Raw genomic sequence first — 22,642 nt, forward strand, 5'->3', positions numbered from 1 at the left:
ATAAGAAATCCTGCCACAATCATCGAGTTTACAGATAACAGTAGCTGAACAAGAGATTTTTTAAAAAATAAGCCAGTGGTGCATATTAGATAGGACTAATATATGCCACTGGCTTTCTTATATTAGATTTTATAAAATCAACCCTTGATAAATTCTTGCAGATCCTTGGCCGAATTACAGATCTGTGATCGCTGCCAGAACGGTATTATTGAAATAATCAACATACATATTTTTAAATGGCTTCTGGTGATCCAGCTCTACGGATAAATGAACCGTCACCGTCTGATAAATCGGATCCACACAGAGGAATGGACCTGCCGCCCCCCAGTGTGAATAGGCATCAGGAGAGAGCAGATCTCCGCCGTCACGCTTCGTGCCATTAATCGCCCATCCGTATCCCCAGTACGCTTCAGGAAAAACTTCATCTCTATATTGTGAGGATACGCCCGGAATTTGATTGCGGGTCATTTCTTTTACTGTTACCGGACTAAGGAATCGTACTCCGTTATAAATTCCACCGTTAAGGAACATCTGGCCAAAAACAGCCAAATCCATAGCCGTTGAGTAAGCGCCGCCCCCCGCAGATACAGAATTCAAATTGTATTCGCTGTCTACCCATTCCGCGCATGCTGCCTCAGGAGCACGTCTAACTACTCTGTTCCGCACTTCCATTGGCACATGATAATATGTATTTTCCATTCCCAGCGGTTTAAAAATGGTTTCCTTTACGAATACATCATAAGCTTGTCCACTAACACGCCGTATGATTTCACCCAACAGCTCATAACCATATCCACAGTAAGACATCACAGTACCTGGCTCATGGCTAAGTGGTGCATCATAACCGCCATATAAGTAACTATGCAGTTCTGGATCTTGATTAGGTTCGTGTGGAGGATATTCCTCTTGCGCCTGTTTGGCAATTCCATTAGAACGAATCACATCAACCTCAATTCCAGAGGTATGTGTCAACAAATGATGTACGCATACCTTTGTTTTGTTTTCCCCTGTAAATTCGGGGATGTAATCAGAAACCGGCCTATTTAGACCCACTTTCCCTTGTTCCACTAACATCATAATAGCGGTTGCAGTAAATAGTTTTGTTATGGAACAGAGTGGAAATATAGCATCCGCGGTTAATTCCGCTGCGTCTGCTTCAGGGCCTGTTTTTCCATTCGCTTGATGGACCAGCAGCGTCCCCTTTCTCGCAGCAACAATAACTTGCGCAGGTGTGATATTGTCTTCAACCATTTGCGCGGCGGCTGTACGAATGCGCTCCACACCAAAGGCCGAGACACCCGCCTGTTCTAAAGAATTAAATACTAACCCTCTCATCGGTAGCCCTCCAATATGATTCATTTAATACATATATAAACTATTATACAAATATATTAAATAATCCTGCTAGCTTACTATTATCCTGTGCCTGAATTGTTGCTAAAGCTGACCCCGGCTTCTCCCGAAAATCAGCTTAGCTTTGTTTTACTAATTGACCGCTACCTTAAAAGCATCCACATTAAATGTTGTCCCGTTGATGGATAATGTGGCATTGTAATAACCCCGATCGCCATTTGTTTTGCATTTATATTCCCCGGAACATCCGCATACAAAAAATTTAGTTTTGTTGTAACCGGGATATATATTACTAAGTTTTTGGTAAAACAGATGTCCATGATGCGTAAAAATAGCTAGCACCTTATCTCTCACTTTTGTAGGAATGGATGAAAAAAACTTATTCGTCTCCGATGCGCTTAATACATGGGTTGGGTCCACCGTAATCCCGCTCACTTTGAGGGGCCAATGAAAATCTATAATATAATAAAAACTATCATCTAAATTTTTCAACAAATTTATACTACCCGGAGTGAACCGTCCAAGCGCACAATTAAGCCATACATACTTGACCTTCCCCTGAGTACCCGGGAAATTCATTTGCCCTTCATCAGCACCTAAATATTGTCTGAATAAGGACTGTGTACTTGCCTCCCAATTTCCTATAGATGCTTTATAAGGAATACTCCCGAGCGTGCTTGTTACCGTATCCTTGAAGTCCTTGTAGTAAGCATTCGCATTATTTCCATGATTAGCTCCCGCTTGCGTATTATCTCCTCCAAAAATAACAAATCTCTTATTCCCGCTATTCACAGCTTTAGGCAAAAGATTCCTAAAAATGCTTGCGCTGTTTCCATACCCCACATGACTATCACCAATAACCGCAAAGTTAATGATTTGTGCTTTTGCCTTAAGAATTAAACTACGTTTAGGCTGCAGTCTGGAGGCAGGTCTTCTTCTCCTACTAGGTTTCACCTGTCTTTTCATCTTAGATTCACCTCTTTTAAAATGGATGAAGGATCATAGTAGTATTTATATTCGCTTTACCTTAGGGACTCTTGGACCAATGGATTCATCTAGGAGATTAGTTCCTCTTATACTTTGTGGTCATTTATGCGGCTTGTCCCAAACTGGAGATTATAATTAGTCCCATAGAAATGAATAATATAATACCATTCATAGACTTATTTATTGATTAAGAAATAAATAAGCATATAGAAAAATCAAAAAGAGGTAACTCAGAAGCCACGAATGGCTATTGAGTTACCTCTTTTAGTTAGAACACTCTTACTTAAATCTTCATGTCCTTACCCGTATAATCTACAAACATGAAATGACCTTCCGGTGTTGTCCGCTTCTCGATCAAGTCCATGATGCCCTCAGCACTTTGGGTCGGATTCGTTGGCGCCTCTGCCCCGCCCATCTCCGTATGCATCCAGCCAGGATGTACGCCGAGTACTTGTACCCCGCGTTCTTTTAAATACACATGCAGCTGCTGTGAGAACATATTAAGTGCCGTTTTGGAGATGGAATATGGATAGTCTCCCGAATAAGCATTAGTAATGCTGCCTGCTTCCGACGATATATTGATAATCGAAAGTTTGGGTTCAGTGAGCAGCGGCAAGAAATGCTTAACCACCCGCATCGGTCCGTAAAGATTAATATCCATCGTGGTAAGCATATCTTGGAAATCCAGCTCTTCAATCTGTGTGTCCCTGGCGGTCAGCACCGCCGCATTATTAATAATGGCACCAAGTGTCCGGCCTTGTCCTTGCAGATTCGCAGCAAGCGCCGCGATTCCTTCTTCATCCGTCACGTCCAGCGCGGCCACAGTCAGCTTCTCGCCATAGGTCGCAGCAAGCTGGGATAGTGCTGTTTGTTCCTGATCAGGACGGCGAACCCCGGCAATGACTCCATGCCCCCGCTTCAATGCCTCAGCCGCCAGCTCATAACCCAATCCACGTCCGGCACCAGTAATTAGTATATTCACTATAAATCCTCTCCTTTATCCTTATCGTTCTCCAGCAGTTCCACAATCATCTTTAACTCCTTGAACGTGTCCAGATAAGCATAACGCCCCCCGGTATACTCACCCTTTTGCTGGAGTGGGAACCCTTTGCCTTCGAGCAGCGTAATCTTCTCCTTCATTCCTTCAACCACAAAAGCAATATGATGAGGTCCCTCACCATGCTCATTCAAATAATCACGCCACGTACTGGGCTGCTGATCTGGCTCAATCAGCTCAAGCTGCAGGGAGCCCATATCAAAAAAAGCCAGCTTAGCCCGCGCCACCGTCGCCTCGCCATTATACCGAGTCTGCGCCTTATCTTCTGTATCTGTAACGATAATTTCCGGCTTCTCCATTCCAAAAAATTCCGCATAAGCCGTGCTTACCTTTTCAACATCATTCACCAAAATTCCAATCTGCGTAACAAAATGATTCCCCAGCCATCCTGACATGTACTCTACCTCCCATTTGTCTGACAAGTCCACCATACCGATTCTTTGAAAAGGCTGTCAAGCCTGAAAATAAATCGCTCCGAGCCAGTGAAAATTATCCAGAGAAAGTCCAGCCGACTTCGGCGCTATCATAGGCATTTATACCTCTCCAGATGCCGCAACTGGTTAAGAATATTTGGTGCGTGATGTTACTTTTTGTTTCGGTTAATGACCAATTCGGTTATAGAATGAAAAGTTTAAATTAACAAAAGGGGTGAGGAACGATGGACCATAGAAAAAGATCACGCCTGATGCAGCAGTTTATTTTTGTCGGGCCAACTTCCTTGTTTTTCTTTATTATTGTGCTGATTCCTTTCTTTTTGGGACTCTATTATTCATTTACCAGCTGGAACGGAATCTCGCGGCATGTCGAGTGGACCGGACTGCGGAACTATCTACATATTTTCACCAAGGATCCTTCCTTTCTTAATTCATTCTGGTTCACGGCGAAGTTCACTTTCTTCGGTCTAGTGCTGACCAATCTACTTGGCTTCGCACTCGCTTATGTGCTGACGCGTAAACTGTTCACACGTAATGTCCTGAGAACGGTATTTTTTGTACCGCATGTCATTGGCGGACTTTTGCTCGGGTTTATTTGGCAGTTTATTTTTGTCAGAGGATTCTCCTCTATTGGGCAGGCCACCGGCTGGTCCTTCTTTAATCTTCCATGGTTAGGCACCGGAGGGACAGCATTCTGGGCGATTGTTATCGTATTTGTCTGGCAAAATGCGGGATATCTGATGGTGATCTACATCTCTGCTATCAACAATGTTCCCCAAAGCCTAATTGAAGCGTCCAAAGTGGATGGAGCCGGACGTTTTCAGGCCTTGCGCCATGTCACTCTTCCACTGGTCATGCCCGCTGTAACTGTTTGTCTATTTCTATCTATCTCTTGGTCATTTAAGCTGTTTGACCTCAACCTGTCGCTGACCAAGGGTGGACCCTTTAAAGCTACCGAATCTGTAGCCTTGAATATTTACAATGAAGCCTATACCATCAGTCGGTTCGGAATGGGCTCGGCCAAAGCGATGGTTTTCTTCGTCATCGTGGCTTTGATTTCCCTATTACAGGTTAGAGCAACCAAGAAAAGAGAGGTGGAGCTGTAATGGAGACTACCGCCAAGAAATTTAATGTTCCCCTGCTTCTCATCGAAGTGATTGTAATCCTGCTGGGACTTCTATTTTTAGTGCCATTTTACTTTTTGCTGGCTAACTCAGTGAAAAGCTATAGTGAAATACTATCAGACTCTGCTGCGCTGCCTTCAGCACTCCAGTGGAGCAACTACGCGGAAGCTTGGAAAGCTACCAATTTCCCTCGCGCTTTCCTGAACTCTTTTATCATCACGGTGATTAGTAATATTCTGCTAGCATTCCTTTGCTCCATGTGCGCTTACAAAATGGTCCGCAACAACAGCTTGTATAACCGTGTGCTCTATATTGCATTAGTAGCCGCCATGGTTATCCCATTTCAATCTATTATGATCCCGCTGGTGCAGGTCGTCAGCGGCTTGGGCGTTATGGATTCAACCGCCGGTTTGATTTTAGCGTATCTTGGGTTTGGCGCCCCGATGACTGTTTTTCTATTCCACGGCTTCGTCAAATCGGTACCTCTCGATATAGAGGAAGCTTCAAGAGTAGATGGAAGCAGTCCTTATGGTACCTTTTTCCGGATTGTTCTTCCGCTTATGCAACCGATTATCGTCACCGTCATCATACTGAACACCCTGTGGATCTGGAACGATTACTTGATGCCATCGCTTATTCTGCAGGATCCGGTGCTCCGCACCATTCCCATCGCCACTTATAGCTTTTTCGGACAATATACGAAGCAGTGGGATTTGGCGCTTCCAGGACTTGTGCTCGGGATTACGCCGGTGGTCATCTTTTTCCTAGTAATGCAAAAATATATTATTGAAGGCATTGCCCAAGGCTCCGTAAAGGGCTGACGATACATGTTGCTTTCAGCCAGAGAGGATGAATGAATATGAGAACAAAATGTGGAATTCTCCTCGCATGCTCCCTGCTGCTGGCTGCTCTGACAGCCGGTTGCGGACGCAGCAGCGACAATGCAGATGGAGTAAAAACCGTGCATATCTACCAATTCAAGGTTGAAATATCCGAAGCGCTGGCTTCGCTCAAGACCGAATTCGAGAAAGAACATCCCGATATTAAGCTTGAGGTGCAAAGCGTGGGAGGCGGGACCGATTATGGCGCCTCGCTGCGTGCCAAATTCTCTTCCGGAGATGAGCCGGATATCTTCACCATCGGCGGCAACAATGAACGTGATATGTGGCTGGAATATCTGGAGGACCTGAGCGGCGAAGCTTGGGCCAAGGATGTAAAGCCACTCGCAGCAGAACAAATGACCATCGATGGCAAACTCTATGGGATGCCGATGAATCTGGAAGGATACGGCTTCATCTATAATAAGGATCTATTTAAGAAAGCCGGAATCACCGAGAAGCCATTGACGCTAACCGCTCTGCGCGAAGCCTCCGAGAAGTTAAAAGCGGCAGGCATCACACCTTTTGCGAATGGTTACCAAGAATGGTTCGTGCTTGGCAATCATAATGTAAACGTACCTTTCGCCCAGCAGCCTGATCCGGAGGCATTCATCGCCGGACTTACAGACGGTTCCAAAACCTTCGCCGGAGACCCTATTTTCTCCAAGTGGATCGATCTACTTGACCTTACTGTAGAGTACGGCAATAAGAACCCGCTCTCGACCGACTATAATACTCAAGTCACTATGCTAGCGAGCGGCGAAGCTGCGATGATGCAGCAGGGTAACTGGACACAAGGACAGATCGACGGCATCGATCCCAATCTTAATCTGGGCCTCCTGCCCATGCCCATTGACGACACTCCCGAAGACAACGACAAGCTTTATGTAGGCGTACCCAGCAATTGGGTTATCAATAAAAACTCTCCCGTTAAGGAGGAGGCCAAGGTCTTCCTGAATTGGCTCGTCACCTCCGAGACCGGAAAAAAATATATCACCAAGGAATTCCAATTCATCCCTGCGCTCGACAACATTAAGGGAACCGAAGAAGATCTTGGAGCACTAGGTGCTGAGGTGCTGGCCTATACCGATAAAGATCAAGCGCTGACCTGGAACTGGACCCGTCTGCCGAACGGGATGCCACAGGAATTATCCAGCAGCATACAAGGGTATCTCGGCGGCAAGCTGACCAAAGAAGGGATGTTGAAGGAATTCCAAGTCAACTGGGATAATCTCAGTGTGCAGTGATTTACCTGCTCTAAATACGACAAACAGCCGCGCAACGATGCGTGGCTGTTTGTTCGTGTTCATTTAATTCCTCTCCGTTCATTAGTCGGAACCCGTTGCTAGTTCGCACGCAGCATACTAATTTGTCTGGCAAGATACACAGGCGTATAGGGCATGTCATCTCGGAGCCAAGAAATAACCGTGCCGATTAGAGCTGCTGAACCGTACCAAACGGCAATGTCCTTTTGTATCGGCGTCTTTGAATGATCAGCAGTCCCCTCCTTTTTCTCCTGGTGCGCAGAAATGATTTCCGCCATCAAATTAAACAGGCGATCTGTAAAAATCGGGCTTCGTTTGGATGTGAGTATGACCTTGTAGAATTTTGCATTTTCCCCAATATGCTTAAGCAGACTTTCTAATATCCTCAAATTCTCTTCATCAACCGACTGGTGATGGTTGTCATCGTTGTTCACCACTTGTAGAATGTCCTCCACCATCTCATCCGCCATCTTTTCCAGCATATCCGGGAGATCCCGATAGTGCAGATAAAAAGTAACCCGATTGATTTTAGCCCGCTCTGCAATACGATTTACTGATATTTTCTCAATATCCATTTCCTCAAGCAATTCAATCACAGCATCTCTAAGCAATTGACGTGTTCGAAGTACCCGGGGATCTGTACGTTGCGTTGTGTTATTCATCTTGTACTCTCCAATCTTTTACTTTCATATTGTAAGCTACATATTTTAGATAATTGTTGTTTTTTAAAAAGAAAAAACTACATTTTCAGAACGAATGTAAACTACTTTACATTTTTTCGCAAATTGTTGCTTGATTACATGAAAATTTCATTTATAATCTAATTCATGCATTGTAAACTATACAACACACTGTAAATTTAGTCCATGATCGACGAGTTGAAAGGATGGAGTGGAGTGAGTACAAAGACAGAAGTAACAAGCAGTTCCGTGAAAAAGGGCCCCATCTTATTCATTATGATTTTGGGCGCCTTTCTTGCGACACTGAATCAAACGGTAATGAGCGTTGCCGTTCCGGAGTTAATGCATGATTTTAATATCTCGGCGGCTACAGCGCAGTGGCTGACAACGGGGTATATGCTGGTTAATGGTGTTCTTATTCCAATTACAGCTTATCTAATGCAACGATTTACGACGCGAGAGCTTTTTCAAGCTTCTATGTTTATATTTTTGGCTGGAACGATCGTATCGGCCCTCGCGACAAACTTCCCTGTTCTGTTGACCGGGCGTATGATTCAGGCAGCTGGTGCCGGGATTATCATGCCACTGCTCACGAATGTCATCTTGACCCTGTTCCCTCCTGAAAAGAGAGGGGCTGCCATGGGGATGGTAGGGCTAGCCATTATTTTCGCACCTGCGATTGGACCTACTCTGGCTGGATATATTTTGGAACATTATTCTTGGGAGACTATGTTTTATGGCATGATTCCTTTGACCGTCATTGTAATCATATGCGGATTTATTTATTTAAAAAATGTATCAGAACGCATCTTTCCCAAGTTGGACATTGTTAGCGTAACTCTTTCTACCATTGGTTTTGGAACCTTGCTGTATGGCTTCAGCCGCGCTGCCAGTGCAGGCTGGTCGAGCGCAGAAGTGTTATTGTCTTTAGCAGCAGGTGTGCTTTCCCTTGGCTTATTTACTTGGAGACAGCTGGCTTCCCAAAATCCACTGCTTGATCTCCGGGCCTTTAAATACAATATGTTTTCCTTAACGACTGTCATCAGTATCGCAGTTACAATCGTGATGTATGCGGATATGATGCTGCTGCCTCTGTACCTGCAGAATGCCCGCGGTTTTACAGCGATGGAGTCCGGTTTGCTGCTGCTTCCCGGTGCACTCGTAATGGGATTGTTGATGCCGGTAACCGGAAAGCTGTTCGACCGGTTCGGAGCGAAATGGCTCGCCATCATCGGATTGTTAATTACAATTGCAACGACTCTAAGCTTTGTGAACTTAACCGACTCAACCAGCTACATGTATCTGGTATACATGTCAACAGGCCGCCGGATCGGGATGGCTCTCCTTCTCATGCCTATACAAACCTTGGGTCTAAATCAACTACCCGCCAAGCTTAGTGCGCATGGTACAGCGATTTCAAATACCATTCGACAAGTAGCTGGCGCCGTCGGGACTTCCCTGCTCGTCACCGTAATGACGAGCCGTACTACAACGCATATGAAGGATATGCTGGCCTCTGGCAGCACACAGAACGGAACACAGGAACATATGATTATGGAAGCATCCATTCAAGGGATCAATGATTCCTATCTAGTGATTGTGGGAATTGGCATCCTCGGTCTGCTGCTATCTTTCTTTATTAAACGTGTTGGGCAAGCGCCTGATCCTGAGCAAGAACCCAAAGTGAAGCTAAAAAAAGTCATTGCCAAAGAAGCTTGATATATAGAAGTTATCAGCACTGTTTAAGAATCATAAAAAAGAGATCAACGATGAATGACATCGTTGATCTCTTTTTAGTTTGATCTTTATTACAACAATTAGCGACCAAACCATCTGCTAACTTGCATAACTATTTCAGTTTAAAATAGATGGACCTTTTGTCGGACTCAAGCTTGCTATCGTTTCTATAAAGAACAAGGTTGTTCTCCTTGCCTTTGATTATTGGCAGAATAACTTTACCCGAAGCTTCAAAAGAACCTGGTTTACTTGGGGTGACTTCAGGAAAATCAGCTAACAACTTTTCGATATTTTCTCCGAGAGATCCCTCAAAATAATCACTAGAGCCACCAATATAGTATTGTCCACTGGATGTTTCTACCCCCCAAATGGTAGGTGTAAAACTTGAAAGGAACTTCCGCCCTTGGTCCTGACTACCTTTTACAAGAGTGGCGTTCTTCACCTTAAGCGTTACATCAAGCAGGACATAATCTACAGCTACATCGGGATCAGTGACATGTTCCTCAAACCCAAGAGCATGTAATTGTCCGAGAGTAGTCGACGTAACCTTATTGATAGTGAAAGTATATTGAACAGATGTTGAATCACCTTTAGGGCTATAATTGTTATCAAGGTCCGTATAAGTAAAAGAAGTACCTAACTTCACTGCATCTGCAAACGAAGCGCCGCTGTTACTGGAAGTCGTAGCGGAAGATGAGGCAGCAGGCTTTGGTGTTGCCTGCGGTGTGGACTCGGTTGCAGGCGGAGTAGATACGGTTGCTGGCTTCGCAGTAGCTTGTGCAACGGTATTGTCCTTATCCGGGACAACGGATGTAGATGTTCCGCCGTTCGCCGATGTGATCACAACAGCTTGACGACTGTTATCCCATTTCACGGTTGCCCCCAGTGCTTCAGATACAGCCTTGGCGGATACATAGCTATGTCCCTCATAGATAATTGGGTACATTGTTCCTTCACTACTTGACAGGTTCACTTTCTGATTATCCACTTCAATGCTGATGGCCGCATTCTGATATGCAGAAATCTTCTTCAATGTCGTGTCTGCGTAAGCGACTGCACCCACAGCCAACAGCATTGAGCTAACTGTAATAAATGACATGACTTTTTTACTTGTTACCTTTAGCATCTTACACTCTTCTTTCATGCTTATGTATATGAATCTCGAAAATTATATAACTTTATATCGAATATTGTAAATATTGGAATGATAGGATATTCGTTCTTTATTTGTGAATACTTAAAAAAGACACATTTCCATTGCCAACGCCACATTTCGCTTTTAATCTCCTAAATAGCGTGAATACTATAGATCTTTATACTCAAACCAAAAAGCAGCCCTGGGGGCTGCCTTAATCAAATTAATTAGTAAGTGTCTTAGAATCATTCTACGCCGAAGCTTCAATGATCTGTCCTGCCAAAGCAATCAAATCCTCCTTGGTCAGGTGTCCACCGGTTTCCCGAATAATATAATTGACACGGGTCTTTGGATTCATCCATGCAACTGACTTGTACTCCATCTTATCAATAGGTGTGTATACCACCTCTTGGCCACTCACTTTTAGCTTCTGCGACTGTGCATTTGCTGGTTCGGATTCAACAGTCGTATCCTTAGGTCCTGCAGGTTCGGCAGCGATGGCAAGAACTCCTCTTTTACCATTTTTCTCTGTGGTCATATTATAGATGATGTTGATAGCTGTACGCTTCTCCTGCAATTTCTTTACATATATTTTCTTATCGGACGCCTTACCCTCGGCGATCACTTGATAGTATATCTTATCCTGTTCTTTTTTCGTCATATATGGAGAAACAATTGCCCTGAAAAAATTGTAGCCTTCCGGAGGCTCTTGCAATTGCAGTGGCATGGAGGTATTGCCGGCAGCATACTTTTCCACATATTCATTATACGTATTAAACGAAAGGGAATAATATGCACCCGCAGTGGGTGATCCCTTAGCATAGGCTTGATATTCCTTGTCATTAATATACACATATCTGATTTCTCCAGGTTTAAGCTCTTCACTTAATGCTTTCTGCTGCAGATCTTTGAGATTTTTGAATTTTTTTTGTTCCTGATCTGTTTTCGCTTTGGCAGCTTCATCGATGCCCTGAGCTATATATTTGACTTCCGCCTTAATGGCGGTTTCTTCCACAGACTGAGCAACAGACTTCTCGGCGTAAGCTTCTCCTTTGAAGCCATAACCTAAACCGAACATTAGGGTCATACTGGTCATGGCAATGAGTGTTTTTCTATTATTCATTAAAATACCTCACCTTCCTGTATATGTAGTACTCTTACATAACACTTACGTTACCGGATTTGTGACATCAAATTTCTATACTTATTTCATCATGTCGGCAGCAATTCGGATAACCTCCTCTTTGGTTAAAGAAGAAGACTCCGGTGCAGCAGTCATATCGTATACTACATTTTGTTCTGGATCCGTCCAGACAAGTCTGTATCTATACCCCAACTTTATTTCATTGTTTGTAGTTTCCGTATAGATCAGTTGGGTTCCGTTAACAAGAATATTCTGTACGATTGTGGTGTTCGTCCTTAGTAAGCTTTCCACCGTTCCGGACTTTGCCTTGATGTGTTTGGCATTAATTCTTACCATACTCTCCCCTTTTTTGTATCTCATCGACGAATAGTCATAATTAATACTGGCCGTAGCTTCTTTTTTCCACATAACCCGGTAACCGCCTTCCAGCTTTATACCATCAGTAAGGGCAAGCAGTTCCTTCTCGTTGACCTCAAAATCAGGTTGTATCCATGCTTGATCAAAAACATACCCTTCTGGCAGATACTCCGGACGTGGCAAATATGGCACCTTATACTCTTCTGCTTTGGCTAAATAACTGGAATAATCATTAAATAGCATCGCAGGAATAACTCTACCAAGCTGAGGACGTTCATCTCCAGCACCTTCCTTTTTTAACACGTAAGAAGCGCCCTCTCCCGGTAGTAATAATTTCTCTACAACTCTATATGCCTCTAAATTTTTTTCACTCAGCAGCTCTTCTTCTTTGGTCGCCACTCTCTGAGGAATTTTTACCTTTGAAGGAACTAACGGATTCTTAGATACTTCAATCGTCCCCCCTTCCTTCGTTGCAAGAAGCGGCTCGTATGGCAGCACCTCATATTGAAATTTGGCAGCTTGCCAGGGACTCTCCTTAAACAAGGAATAGCTGCCTCCTACCAAGACAACCAGGATCAGCACCGCTGCCCATCTCCTTACAGGCCTGCTCCACATGCGCTTACGGTATCGTTTGGCATAGGTTTCTGGCTCCACTCTATGCATAATATCTGGGATGTCCCCCTCCTGCTGGTGAGGTACAGGCTTAACAGCAAGGCGACCATTACCTAGCCCGATGGCTTGCATTACAGAATCATGAACATCAACCAGCGGAAGTTTGGCAGAATTACCCCCCTCCTTCAGAAACAACTCTTCGGAAGTCAATTCGTCCTTGCGCATAGTTGTTTCTCCTTTCTTTCAATGACTTCTCTGAGCTTGCACCTTGTCCGCTCGTACCGTTTCCTAACTGTGACCGTACTTTTACCCAGAATTTCACTAATTTCTGCAAATGATTTATCTTCAAAAATGCGCAAAATCAACAGATTGCGTTCCTCCACGCTAAGCTTTTCCAGGGCAGAGGCCACGGATTCACTGAACAACTGATTTTCTACCATTTGTTCAGCGCTTTTAGTGGTTACATCCTGTCTGAGTAACTTTCGCAGCTGATTTTGAAATTTCTTCCGGCGCAGTTGATTCAGGCAATGATTATAGGAAACCCTGTAGAGCCATGAGTTAAAACTCACCTGAGACTCAAAATGGCCGATGTTCTGATAAGCCTTAATAAATATGTCCTGAACCGCATCCTCGGCTTCTTCCTTATTGTTCAACAAGCGAAAGCAGTAGAGGTATATCCGTTGTTGGTAGAGTCTGATAATATCTGAAAAAAGGTAGACTTCCCCCGCTTGTACCCGCTTTATCTTTTCTTCAATAGAGTCCACGACTGTCTCCTTTCTACTATCAGTACAGTTATAACACTTGAGCGGTCTGTTTCGTGACATTTTTTTCCGTTTTAGCTCCGATTTAACGGAACATACACAAAAAAATCGCTGCTCCTCTCCGCAGGGAGGTGAGCAGCGATGCTTAAAACAGAAGAACGCAAGGGATGGTTATACACGTATTTCCGCTCTTCAGATTAAAAATGAACATGAGCTAATTCAGAGTTTTTTTCTCTGCTGCCGGGACTACAGCTTCCAGATACGGTACAGGATGACTGCCGCTTCAGCACGGGTAAGCGTATCGTTCGGCGCAATTCTATTATTCTTTCCGTTTACGACTCCGGATTTGATCAACAATGATGCGCTGTCTTTTGCGTAGCTGGATATACTTGCTTCATCTAGATAAGCAGCTACAGTACCGCTCGCCTTAACTTGCTTGCCGGCTGCCGCCAGCGCGCGTGCTGTCAGCACCATCATATCTTGTCTGGAGATATTGCTATTGGGTCTGAACGTATCATCTTTAAAACCTGTAGCAATTCCCAGTTCCTTCGCGATGACCAGTTCATCATAATAATAGTCCGTCTTTTGGACATCGTTGAACATTATTGCACTTTTGCCCGTTCCCTTCAGTTCAAGCGCTCTTACGAGGAGAGCAATGAAATCCGCTCGTTTGATTGAATCTGCAGGTGAAAAGCTGTTCACCGACGTTCCTTTGATGATATCGCGAGCCGCCATAACGCCTATAGCTTGTTTAGCCCATGACAGATTCTGCAGATCTCCGAAGTCTTTCTTTACGAAGGTTACTGCATAAGTGCTGAAGTGGGTTGTTTGAAAGACAACCGTTTGGGTTGCAGCATCATATCGACCGTTCGGAACCGGCATTACGTTGCCTTTGCCATCGATGTACCAAACGACGATAAGCTCTGGATGGTTAAGCTCCTCCGCTGTCGGCACGTAAGGAATGGCTATCGTTACAGGTGCGTTAGGGTTATTCCAAGGAATAACTTTGTCACCTGCTACTAAGCTTAGACCGATAATTGGATGGTTGCCAATCATATTGCGGGTAGCTGCTTCCAAGCTGTCCGTGGTGACTTTATTTATTCGTATGGATACTTGTTCAGCACTGTCTGTTACATTGGACAACATATTGCTTGGAATTTGAATTGTGGTTTTTTCCGTCTTAAGCAATAGTTCATAGTTTTCTTTCCCCATTAGACTTTGGGTCGGTAATTGTATATCATACCCTTTCGTGTCCGTTTGCTTTGGCACTTCAATGATAATTTGTTTCTTGCCGTTTGCCGCTACACTAGCCAGTTCAAGCGCTTTTTTCATGTTGTCGCTGGAGATCGTACCTATGACATACCCATTATCGGACTTTACCTCCAGTTTAATCGTAACAATACCATCTTTGTTTGTAATGGCTCCAGGTTGTGGAGTTGATACAACATTACCGGTGCTGCTACCCGTTGGTGCATTTGTTGGCGCTGGCGTCGCTGTTTGAACAGGTGTCGGGGTTGCCGATGGTTCCGTTGGGTTTGTTGGATCCGTTGGATCTGTTGGGTCAGTTGGGTCTGTTGGATCGGTTGGGCTCGTTGGTGTCGGTGTCGGTGCTGTTGTCGGCGTTGGGGTTGGTTCCGGACCGGCAGATTTCCCCTTTAAAGTAAGCACACCATAAACGGATGTGTCCATATACCCAGTTCCACTCGTATCGTTCCAAGCCGCGACACTTTGACGTGAGCCCTCTTTAGCATCGTTGATCTGTACATCGAAACCAAGCTTTTTATCGTTGTCCGGAGTGATCCCTTGAAGTGGAATCTTCACTTCAACCGTATAGTTTGTTCCGGAAATCTGGGTTGCCGATTCGAAGCCGGCTGCGATACTTGAAGGATTAAATGAAGTCTCGTTGTCAAAATTGACTCTGTACTGGCCATCATCATCTTGATAAAACGTCGTTTTCCCATTATTTTGGTCCACGAAGATTTCGACCGAATCCTGTTCATGTGCATTCACGCTGCTCTTATCAAGCTGCGTATCACTCACCTGGACTAGGACATATAAATATTGATCATCCCAGAGTGCTTTTGCTACTCCACTCGCTCCTTGCCAAGCGGTTTGATACCGATTGACCGGAATCTCAGCGGTTTGGCTCCAGATCTCGTCAACTGTTCCGTCTATAACAGGTGCAGCGAATTTGGCAGTAGATTGATTGGCTTCTACTGATTCAGGTTCATGCTCTTCAATGAAGGTATCAGGATCGATAACGCCATAGTAAGCCGGCTTAGCTTGCAGATTTTTATCGAATAACAACGGATTGGATGAAGCTCTCCAGCTTGTGTTATCATCCATTCCCCAGAAGGTAACACGTTTGATAGAATCAGCGTGATCCCTGAAGATATTTAACAACTGTGCATACAGATAACCCTGCGCATTAGCAAGCTTTTCAGAAAGCTGATAGTTGCTTCCGGCCTGAATGTCCAGCTCAGTTATGCTTACTTCGACACCCAAGGAAATGAACTTTTCCAAGGATAGCTTCACATTCTCTGGGTTCGTATTGATGCTGTAGTGCCCCTGCATGCCAACCCCGTCGATAAGCAATTTGCCAGGGTGAGTCAGCGCGTACCTATCATTGATTTCTTTGACCATACTGTAGATGGCCTGCGCTTTATTCTGATTGTCTTCGTTATAATCGTTGTAATAGAGCTTAATATCCCAATCTGGATGCGTGTCCAGCACTTCTCTTGCCGCCAGGAAGGCTTGCTCTACGTAATCTGCTCCAATAGCACTTTTCCATGGGGCGGAACGCAGCGCAGTTTTCCAATCTGTTGGGTTGGATGGGTTATCGCTCATCGCCTCATTTACAACATCCCAGGAGATCACCTTGTCACCAAAATGCTCCATAACGGTTTGGATATGGGTCTGCAAATTCATAAGAGCTTCATCCCGTCCCAAGGGGATCGTGTTGTTAGCTGCGTCTGTTGTTGTATTCAGCCATGCAGGCGATTGTTGATGCCATACCAACACATGTCCATGCATCTGCATGCCCTCAGCCAGTACTTTATCTACAATTGTATCTGCCGCGGTAAACGTGAAGTTGCCCTTCGTAGGCTGCAACGCGTCCGGCTTCATGGCATTACCTGCCGTAGCAACATTGTGATGCATTTTCAGAAGCTCAAGTCTGACACCTTCCAGATCCTCAGCGGTTATCGCATTTCCGATCAGAAAATCACTCTGGTAAGCATCCTTAATCGGCACAAGATCTTTTTCGATATCAACCGGGCCAGAGCCTACTTTTTCAAAATTAATATCATCGATATAAAATGAGGCTGCGCTATTACTGGAGCTTTCCACATAAATGGTCAAATACTCACTGCTTACATTGTTATAACGGTAAGTTCCCTCGAACTGAATCCAGCCATCGCTTGCGCTGATGGTTTTAGGTGCGAGCTGCACATAATTGGCGCTGCTTCCATCGCCAACCTGCGTGGACAGCTGAAGCTGCGAGCTTGCAGGCTGGATCAGCTTGACCCATAACGAAATTTTATATTCGTAGCCTTTGTCCACATACTTCTCCACACGTAATGTCGGCCCATGCCATGTACTGGTTCTGCCCTCAACCTTCAAAGCGTATAAACCACCATCTGTATGATTCGCTTCATTAGTAACCGTAAGCGTTTCAGTACCTGCTCTGCCTTCAAAACCACCTGCCGTTTGATCCTCAAAAGTAACAGTGGTAAAAGGTAAAGCTGGGTCTCTAGGTGTTTCTGGTGTTGGAGTTGGCTCTACTGTAGCCACCTTTTCTGTGACCAATACATCCCCAATGTAGAACGGAACCGTTTTCCCGTCATCGTTGGATTGAACACGCAGTGTTGTATCTTTGTCCGTATCCACGGTAAATTCTTTCGTCAAGGTGATTGCTTTGCCTGCTTCATAACTCACATTTGCCAAAAGAGCGTAGCTGCCTATCGCTTGAAGATAAGCTTGGGCACCACTAGGTACAGTCACATCAGCGTCTACATACACGGATGCAGTTACCGTGTAGGTTTTGCCGTTTTCTAGGCCCATATCCCTGAATTTAAAATCAACCGCGTCCCAGTTATTCGCTCGGTTGCTTACATATAAAGCTGCCCCGTCAGCATTGCCAGTAAAAACTTTATCGGTGACAGGGGTTAGGTTAGCGCTACCTGATTGTGAGGCTAAACCTTTGCCACTCGCAAAAGTTTCGTGATAGATTTCTTTATCCGTTTCCGTCACTGCTTTTTTTGCTGTAATGAGGAGCTCCCCAATGTAGAACGGAACCGTTTTCCCGTCATCGTTGGATTGAACACGCAGCGTTGTATCTTTGTCCGTATCCATGGTAAATTCTTTCGTCAAGGTGACCGCTTGGCCTGCTTCATAATTCACATTTGCCAAAAGAGCGTAGCTGCCTATCGCTTGAAGATAAGCTTGGGCACCGCTAGGTACAATCACATCAGCGTCTACATACACGGATGCAGTTACCGTGTAGGTTTTGCCGTTTTCTAGGCCCATATCGCTGAATTTAAAATCAGCCGCGTCCCAGTTATTCGCTCGGTTGCTTACATATAAAGCTGCCCCGTCAGCATTGCCAGTAAAAACTTTATCGGTCACAGGTGTAAGGCTAGCACTGCCTGCTTGAGCTGCAATACCCTTGCCACTCGCAAAAGTTTCGTGATATACCGTTACCGTATCTGATGATACTGTCGTATCCTGCGCCGCAGCTTCAGTAACCGGAGCGATCCAGCTTGTCGGAATAAGCAAGGCAGCTGCGAGTAAAATCGAGATTACTTGTTTAAGCATTCTACTCATTTAATGCATTCCTCCTCTAGTGATTTTCATAAAAATCAGTTAATGACCTACCTTATTAGCACCAGCCCTATATTCCCACGCTAATTTCTTTACCTGCTAAATCCTCAATTTCAACAGTGGCACAATCATTCCGAAGAGCAGTAGAACATCATCACAAATGAATCTTTTTACTTACAGACCCCCTCCTTTTATGTAAACGCTTTCATGTGTACTCACACTATTTTACAGCCTCGCTGCTACGCACTACTACGCTAATATTAAAGGTGTTACCCCCCATAATTATAGGAAAACGTATGTATGATTAAAGATTCTACGTATTTAACCCAAAAGAAAACCCCACTTACGGACCGTTGAACGTAACGGAAGGTAACGGGGACTTGGTTTGTTATTTGTTCTGCGGTGTAATTAAATTGTCTGTTTGGATAACGCTCCAAAATATTCTACAACTACCTCCCGAAATTCCAAAGCAGCCTGAGAAATGTACCGGCTCCTGTGCCACAATAGAGCTATCTCCCTTTCCAATTCGTGATTCTCTACTTGGAGGTATTGGATATCTTCCCGTGAATTCCTTGCCGTGCTTGGTATGAAAGCTAAGCCAATTTCAGCTTCCACAAGAGTGCTAAGCCTTGCAGGTTCATCCCCCTCATACACATATTTAGGCACAAATCCAACCGATTTGCATACAGAGTCTATTAAATCGCGAGTACCATAACCACTCTTTACACCAACAAACCATTCATCCCTTAGCTCTGTCAAAGATACGCTGCTTCGATTAGCCAGCCGATGCCCCTTTGGAACAGCCACAAGGATCGGATCGATAAAGACAATTTGACATTCGATGTCATCCCCTTTTATTGGAGGTGAGGATAAGCAATAATCAACCTCTCCTCTATTAAGAAGTGTAACCATTTCCTGCGTGGTCAACATTTGCACATGGTATTGAATATCAGGCCGCTTTTTCCGAAACTCTCGCAGGATATTGGGTAATGTGCTTGCGGTCGTCACCGCTAATTCGAGTGTGCCCTGTTCAGGACTGGATAAATCGCTAAGCTCCTGTTTTCCCTGCTCCAATTCAAATAATGCCCTTTCAGCTCGGCGAAGAAACCGGCTTCCGGACTCATTCAGTCGCAGCTTTCTTCCTACCCGATCGAATAAAGGTACCCCCAGATCCTCCTCCAAACGCTGAATCGTTTTGCTTAGTGAAGATTGAGTAACGTGTAGATTTCGTGCAGCTTCAGTCATATGTTCCAACCGAGCTACCGCGAGAAAATATTGCAGTTGCAGAAGTTCCATTTCGCACCTCCATTCATTCCCTCAAGTCAATGAGATCATAACATAAAATGCGTTGGAATGAATAATCGATTTCAAGTACGATGACATTAATAAGCTTTAGGGGGATTTAAAATGAGTGTTCGCAACAGGTGGTTAATGATTTCAGTAGGTCTGGGGATTTTATTGAACCCTTTAAATTCTTCGATGGTGTCTGTGGCTATTCCAAGGCTGCAAAATGTATTCCAGCTTGACTATACAGGTGTTTCCTGGATTATTTTTTCTTTTTACATTGCAAGCAGCATCGCTCAACCTGTCATGGGAAAGGCCAGCGATTTATTCGGCCGGAGGAAAATATTTCTTACCGGGCTTGTCGTATCCTTCATTGCAGGTTTATTAGCTCCTCTCTCCCCAAACTTTGGCTGTCTCATCGTGTTCCGTATTGTGCAAGCCATTGGAACTAGCATGATGGTTGCCGTTGGAATGGCCATTGTGCGGATTCATATTACGGAGAAACAAGCGACCGCACTGTCTGTTTTATCCATCTTCCTATCCGGCGCGGCAGCAATTGGACCCTTTATTGGCGGGGTTATTATTCACTGGTGGGACTGGCCAGCTATCTTTTTCGTCAATATTCCATTCGTGGTGGCGAGCTTTCTATTATCTTGGAGGCATATCCCCAAGGACGAACCGTCAACAACCATTACCCGGGGAATGTCCCTGCGCAAATGGTTTGATTTGATTGATGCGTCAGGAATCCTGCTCTTCACTGTGGGGCTGGTTGGCGTGCTCCTTGGATTGCTTTCAGCAAAATCATCCGGACATATCTCATTAATACATGTCATTACCTTGCTAACAGGACTCATTCTGCTGGGGGCATTCGTCCGGCATGAGCTAAAAGCGGCGTCACCCTTTATTCCTTTACGTACATTTGCCAAATATCCGGCAATGACTTGGGTTAATGTTGAATTCATGCTCGTTAATGTACTTTTTTACTCACTCTTTTTCGGGATTCCATCCTACTTGCAAATGGTACGTCATGTCAGTGAATTCCAAACTGGGATTCTCATGCTAACGCTGGGATTATGCTCGCTGGTTACTGCTCCAATAGCAGGACGCTGGATCGATAGATCAGGACCCCGGCCAGCATTGCTGGTGTCCGGGGTCCTGATGACATTGGGATCAGTGTGGCTTGTGACCTTAAATCAGACTTCACCGGTGATCAGTGTATGTGTGGCTTTAGCTGCATTTGGTATTAGCAACGGATTGAACAATGTCGGCCTGCAAGCAGCCTTGTTCCAAAGTTCTCCAAAAGAAATCATCGGTGTTGCCTCCGGATTATTTAATACATCGAGATACCTGGGAACCATTCTCTCTTCATTGTTAATAGGTATCATAATGGGAGGTAAGTTTAGCTTCGCGGGATTTCAAGTCCTTGGGGTTATCCTCACGGTAATTGCATTGTCTTTGGTATTCATGAGTCGGAGGCACCGTGAGTCAGGGCAATTGCATGAGCCGGCTAATTCGGGCGCTAACAAATAGGAAAGTATAGACAAATAAGACCTGTCATCAGACAGGTCTTATTTTGTTCTTTTAACGAGATCAATTGATCCCCCTTCTGCCACTTATAGAGTTTTTAAGCTTACATTGCATATAAAAGGTATATACGATACCTCCAAAAAACAATCCAACAGTTAGCCCATTTGCTGAAGAATAAATGATATGAAATACGCTGCTATGGTAAAAAATCGACATCACATTCAGAATATATTTAACAATAAAATTCAGTAGGACAATAAATAATGGAAGATAACTTTTCTTTTTGAACACTACTGATTCTTTTCTAACAAAGGATTGGTACCTCTTATTTAAAAGATAGCCAATCAGGAAACCTGGAATGATAAAGATCATATAACTCGTCAACGTTAGACCTAATTGAGGAAAAGTAGTTGTTATTGTCCGTAATCCCCATGCCATAAAAATAAGCGGGGCAATAAACATCCGTGAAAAAATAACAGGCCGTTCCTGAGAATTTTTAATCCCCATTATGAACAAAAGAATGAATAATATCCACACCCATGATGGTGTGCTTGAAATTACTTGTGTGACTGTAATGTGCATTATATTTCCTCCTTGTATAGAGCGTTGCAGTTCCACTGTGTTGCCTTACTAATAATAAAAAATCATAGGGACTAACACATCTACACAGCGATTGATTTATAAGCAACGATACCTCTATCTAGAGATATACAATGTTTGAGCAGACCCCACAAACAAAACAAAAAAAGACCGGTTGTGGCCGGTCTTTCTAACTACATGGCTATTTTTTTTATAGAACAACTTCTCCCTCTGTTACTCTACCATCCCTGTCCGTATAGCCAATACAACAGCTTGTGTACGATCTTCGACCTCAAGCTTTTGGAGAATACGATGAATATGAGTCTTAACCGTGCCCTGTGAAATATTCAGAATTTCCGCAATTTCAGAGTTCCTGCGCCCGTATGCCATTTGTTGGAGTACATCAAGTTCACGTTCGGTCAGAGATTCAGAAAAATCATCTGATGCTTGCTCTGTTTTGTTTAGTTTAGCATCACTCGAATGGCTGCTATAAGCGCCTTACTTGCAGTAGGTGTCCTGTAAATTGCATTACCTTGATTCGCCCAGCGTATTCCCGCAAGAACTTCTTGCATATCCGTATCCTTCAACAAGTACCCTACTGCGCCTGCACGTATCCCTTCAATAACATAGGCTTGAACATCAAAAGTGGTTAGAAGTACAATCTTAATTTCTGGACTTACACGGAGAACTTTGCGAGTTGCTTCAAGCCCCGAGGAATTAGGCATTTGAATATCCATTAACACAATATCGGGTTTAGTTTCAAGTGAAACAAGGTAAGCTTCCTCCCCATCACAGGCTTCTCCTACGCATTCCATATCAGGTTGTGAATCTATAATGTACCTTAATCCTTGCCGGACGAAAGGCTGATCGTCAGCAAGTACAATCCTAATTATTTTATCCAAGTGAA

Annotated in this window: 17 protein-coding genes and 1 pseudogene; 5 read left to right on the forward strand and 13 right to left on the reverse strand. The window is 44.2% G+C overall.

All coding sequences use genetic code 11. The features are described 5' to 3' along the window. Positions 1-174 precede the first annotated feature (174 nt). The 4 genes from NST45_RS19845 to NST45_RS19860 form a co-directional block, all read right to left on the reverse strand. Positions 175-1,335 (reverse strand): serine hydrolase domain-containing protein, encoded by a 1,161-nt coding sequence (locus NST45_RS19845; RefSeq protein WP_076098874.1) that lies wholly within the window; start codon positions 1,333-1,335, stop codon positions 175-177. A gap of 150 nt (positions 1,336-1,485) precedes the next feature. After that, complete coding sequence (locus NST45_RS19850; protein ID WP_076098875.1) at positions 1,486-2,319, reverse strand: metallophosphoesterase; 834 nt, start codon at positions 2,317-2,319, stop codon at positions 1,486-1,488. 304 nt (positions 2,320-2,623) lie between these two features. Next, entirely contained in the window at positions 2,624-3,322 is a 699-nt protein-coding gene (locus tag NST45_RS19855; protein ID WP_036675756.1) for an SDR family oxidoreductase, read from the reverse strand. Beyond that, positions 3,322-3,792 (reverse strand): VOC family protein, encoded by a 471-nt coding sequence (locus NST45_RS19860; protein WP_076144491.1) that lies wholly within the window; start codon positions 3,790-3,792, stop codon positions 3,322-3,324. Before NST45_RS19860 ends, NST45_RS19855 begins: the two co-directional genes overlap by 1 nt. A 263-nt stretch (positions 3,793-4,055) precedes the next feature. Between NST45_RS19860 and NST45_RS19865 the strand changes: the two genes are divergently transcribed. From NST45_RS19865 to NST45_RS19875, 3 genes are read left to right on the forward strand one after another with little or no spacing between them, the layout of a single operon-like run. Further along, on the forward strand, positions 4,056-4,937 hold the full coding sequence (locus tag NST45_RS19865) for a sugar ABC transporter permease (RefSeq protein WP_036675760.1): 882 nt from the start codon (positions 4,056-4,058) through the stop codon (positions 4,935-4,937). Next, on the forward strand, positions 4,937-5,776 hold the full coding sequence (locus tag NST45_RS19870) for a carbohydrate ABC transporter permease (RefSeq protein ID WP_036675762.1): 840 nt from the start codon (positions 4,937-4,939) through the stop codon (positions 5,774-5,776). Before NST45_RS19865 ends, NST45_RS19870 begins: the two co-directional genes overlap by 1 nt. A gap of 38 nt (positions 5,777-5,814) precedes the next feature. Then, positions 5,815-7,080 carry an ABC transporter substrate-binding protein gene (locus tag NST45_RS19875; protein ID WP_076098876.1) on the forward strand — a complete coding sequence of 422 codons (1,266 nt, stop codon included), beginning with the start codon at positions 5,815-5,817 and terminating at the stop codon, positions 7,078-7,080. 98 nt (positions 7,081-7,178) lie between these two features. On the opposite strand, the gene NST45_RS19880 is transcribed toward NST45_RS19875, so the two are convergent. Next, the gene (locus NST45_RS19880; protein ID WP_076098878.1) at positions 7,179-7,760 is read right to left on the reverse strand and encodes a TetR/AcrR family transcriptional regulator; all 582 of its coding nucleotides are present in this window, start codon (positions 7,758-7,760) and stop codon (positions 7,179-7,181) included. A 294-nt stretch (positions 7,761-8,054) separates the two neighbouring features. Here NST45_RS19880 and NST45_RS19885 point away from each other — a divergent pair, with 294 nt between their 5' ends. After that, entirely contained in the window at positions 8,055-9,497 is a 1,443-nt protein-coding gene (locus NST45_RS19885) for a DHA2 family efflux MFS transporter permease subunit (RefSeq protein ID WP_235219372.1), read from the forward strand. A gap of 130 nt (positions 9,498-9,627) precedes the next feature. Here the strand turns inward: NST45_RS19885 and NST45_RS19890 are convergent, their stop codons facing one another. From NST45_RS19890 to NST45_RS19915, 6 genes are all read right to left on the reverse strand, one after another. Beyond that, positions 9,628-10,641, reverse strand: coding sequence for a stalk domain-containing protein (locus NST45_RS19890; protein WP_339823589.1), 1,014 nt, complete (start codon positions 10,639-10,641; stop codon positions 9,628-9,630). Positions 10,642-10,900: 259 nt separating this feature from the next. Further along, on the reverse strand, positions 10,901-11,773 hold the full coding sequence (locus tag NST45_RS19895) for a hypothetical protein (RefSeq protein WP_038569409.1): 873 nt from the start codon (positions 11,771-11,773) through the stop codon (positions 10,901-10,903). Between the two features lie 81 nt (positions 11,774-11,854). Continuing rightward, positions 11,855-12,988: a DUF4367 domain-containing protein gene (locus NST45_RS19900; protein WP_076098880.1), complete on the reverse strand. Its 1,134-nt coding sequence runs from the start codon at positions 12,986-12,988 to the stop codon at positions 11,855-11,857. Next, positions 12,970-13,527, reverse strand: a complete 558-nt coding sequence (locus NST45_RS19905; protein WP_036675772.1) for an RNA polymerase sigma factor — start codon at positions 13,525-13,527, stop codon at positions 12,970-12,972. Before NST45_RS19905 ends, NST45_RS19900 begins: the two co-directional genes overlap by 19 nt. 243 nt (positions 13,528-13,770) lie before the next feature. Beyond that, a complete protein-coding gene (locus tag NST45_RS19910; protein ID WP_339823592.1) occupies positions 13,771-18,348 on the reverse strand; it encodes an endo-1,4-beta-xylanase in 4,578 nt (1,525 codons plus the stop codon). A 405-nt stretch (positions 18,349-18,753) separates the two neighbouring features. Next, the gene (locus tag NST45_RS19915; RefSeq protein WP_076098884.1) at positions 18,754-19,641 is read right to left on the reverse strand and encodes a LysR family transcriptional regulator; all 888 of its coding nucleotides are present in this window, start codon (positions 19,639-19,641) and stop codon (positions 18,754-18,756) included. Between the two features lie 111 nt (positions 19,642-19,752). Between NST45_RS19915 and NST45_RS19920 the strand changes: the two genes are divergently transcribed. Continuing rightward, on the forward strand, positions 19,753-21,159 hold the full coding sequence (locus NST45_RS19920) for an MFS transporter (RefSeq protein WP_076098885.1): 1,407 nt from the start codon (positions 19,753-19,755) through the stop codon (positions 21,157-21,159). A 60-nt stretch (positions 21,160-21,219) separates the two neighbouring features. On the opposite strand, the gene NST45_RS19925 is transcribed toward NST45_RS19920, so the two are convergent. Beyond that, on the reverse strand, positions 21,220-21,738 hold the full coding sequence (locus tag NST45_RS19925) for a DUF6622 family protein (RefSeq protein WP_076098886.1): 519 nt from the start codon (positions 21,736-21,738) through the stop codon (positions 21,220-21,222). 231 nt (positions 21,739-21,969) lie between these two features. After that, a pseudogene (locus NST45_RS19930) lies at positions 21,970-22,637 on the reverse strand (response regulator transcription factor). Between the last annotated feature and the right edge of the window lie 5 nt (positions 22,638-22,642).

The organism is Paenibacillus sp. FSL R7-0163, from assembly GCF_037969975.1.
GTDB classification, from domain to species: Bacteria; Bacillota; Bacilli; order Paenibacillales; family Paenibacillaceae; genus Paenibacillus_AQ; species Paenibacillus_AQ odorifer.

Coding starts and splice junctions, on each gene's coding strand:
- NST45_RS19870 (WP_036675762.1), top strand. CDS start 4,937: ATGGAGACTACCGCCAAGAAATTTAATGTTCCCCTGCTTCTCATCGAA.
- NST45_RS19925 (WP_076098886.1), bottom strand. CDS start 21,738: ATGCACATTACAGTCACACAAGTAATTTCAAGCACACCATCATGGGTG.
- NST45_RS19880 (WP_076098878.1), bottom strand. CDS start 7,760: ATGAATAACACAACGCAACGTACAGATCCCCGGGTACTTCGAACACGT.
- NST45_RS19865 (WP_036675760.1), top strand. CDS start 4,056: ATGGACCATAGAAAAAGATCACGCCTGATGCAGCAGTTTATTTTTGTC.
- NST45_RS19895 (WP_038569409.1), bottom strand. CDS start 11,773: ATGAATAATAGAAAAACACTCATTGCCATGACCAGTATGACCCTAATG.
- NST45_RS19920 (WP_076098885.1), top strand. CDS start 19,753: ATGAGTGTTCGCAACAGGTGGTTAATGATTTCAGTAGGTCTGGGGATT.
- NST45_RS19845 (WP_076098874.1), bottom strand. CDS start 1,335: ATGAGAGGGTTAGTATTTAATTCTTTAGAACAGGCGGGTGTCTCGGCC.
- NST45_RS19915 (WP_076098884.1), bottom strand. CDS start 19,641: ATGGAACTTCTGCAACTGCAATATTTTCTCGCGGTAGCTCGGTTGGAA.
- NST45_RS19850 (WP_076098875.1), bottom strand. CDS start 2,319: ATGAAAAGACAGGTGAAACCTAGTAGGAGAAGAAGACCTGCCTCCAGA.
- NST45_RS19910 (WP_339823592.1), bottom strand. CDS start 18,348: ATGAGTAGAATGCTTAAACAAGTAATCTCGATTTTACTCGCAGCTGCC.
- NST45_RS19900 (WP_076098880.1), bottom strand. CDS start 12,988: ATGCGCAAGGACGAATTGACTTCCGAAGAGTTGTTTCTGAAGGAGGGG.
- NST45_RS19860 (WP_076144491.1), bottom strand. CDS start 3,792: ATGTCAGGATGGCTGGGGAATCATTTTGTTACGCAGATTGGAATTTTG.
- NST45_RS19885 (WP_235219372.1), top strand. CDS start 8,055: ATGATTTTGGGCGCCTTTCTTGCGACACTGAATCAAACGGTAATGAGC.
- NST45_RS19875 (WP_076098876.1), top strand. CDS start 5,815: ATGAGAACAAAATGTGGAATTCTCCTCGCATGCTCCCTGCTGCTGGCT.
- NST45_RS19890 (WP_339823589.1), bottom strand. CDS start 10,641: ATGCTAAAGGTAACAAGTAAAAAAGTCATGTCATTTATTACAGTTAGC.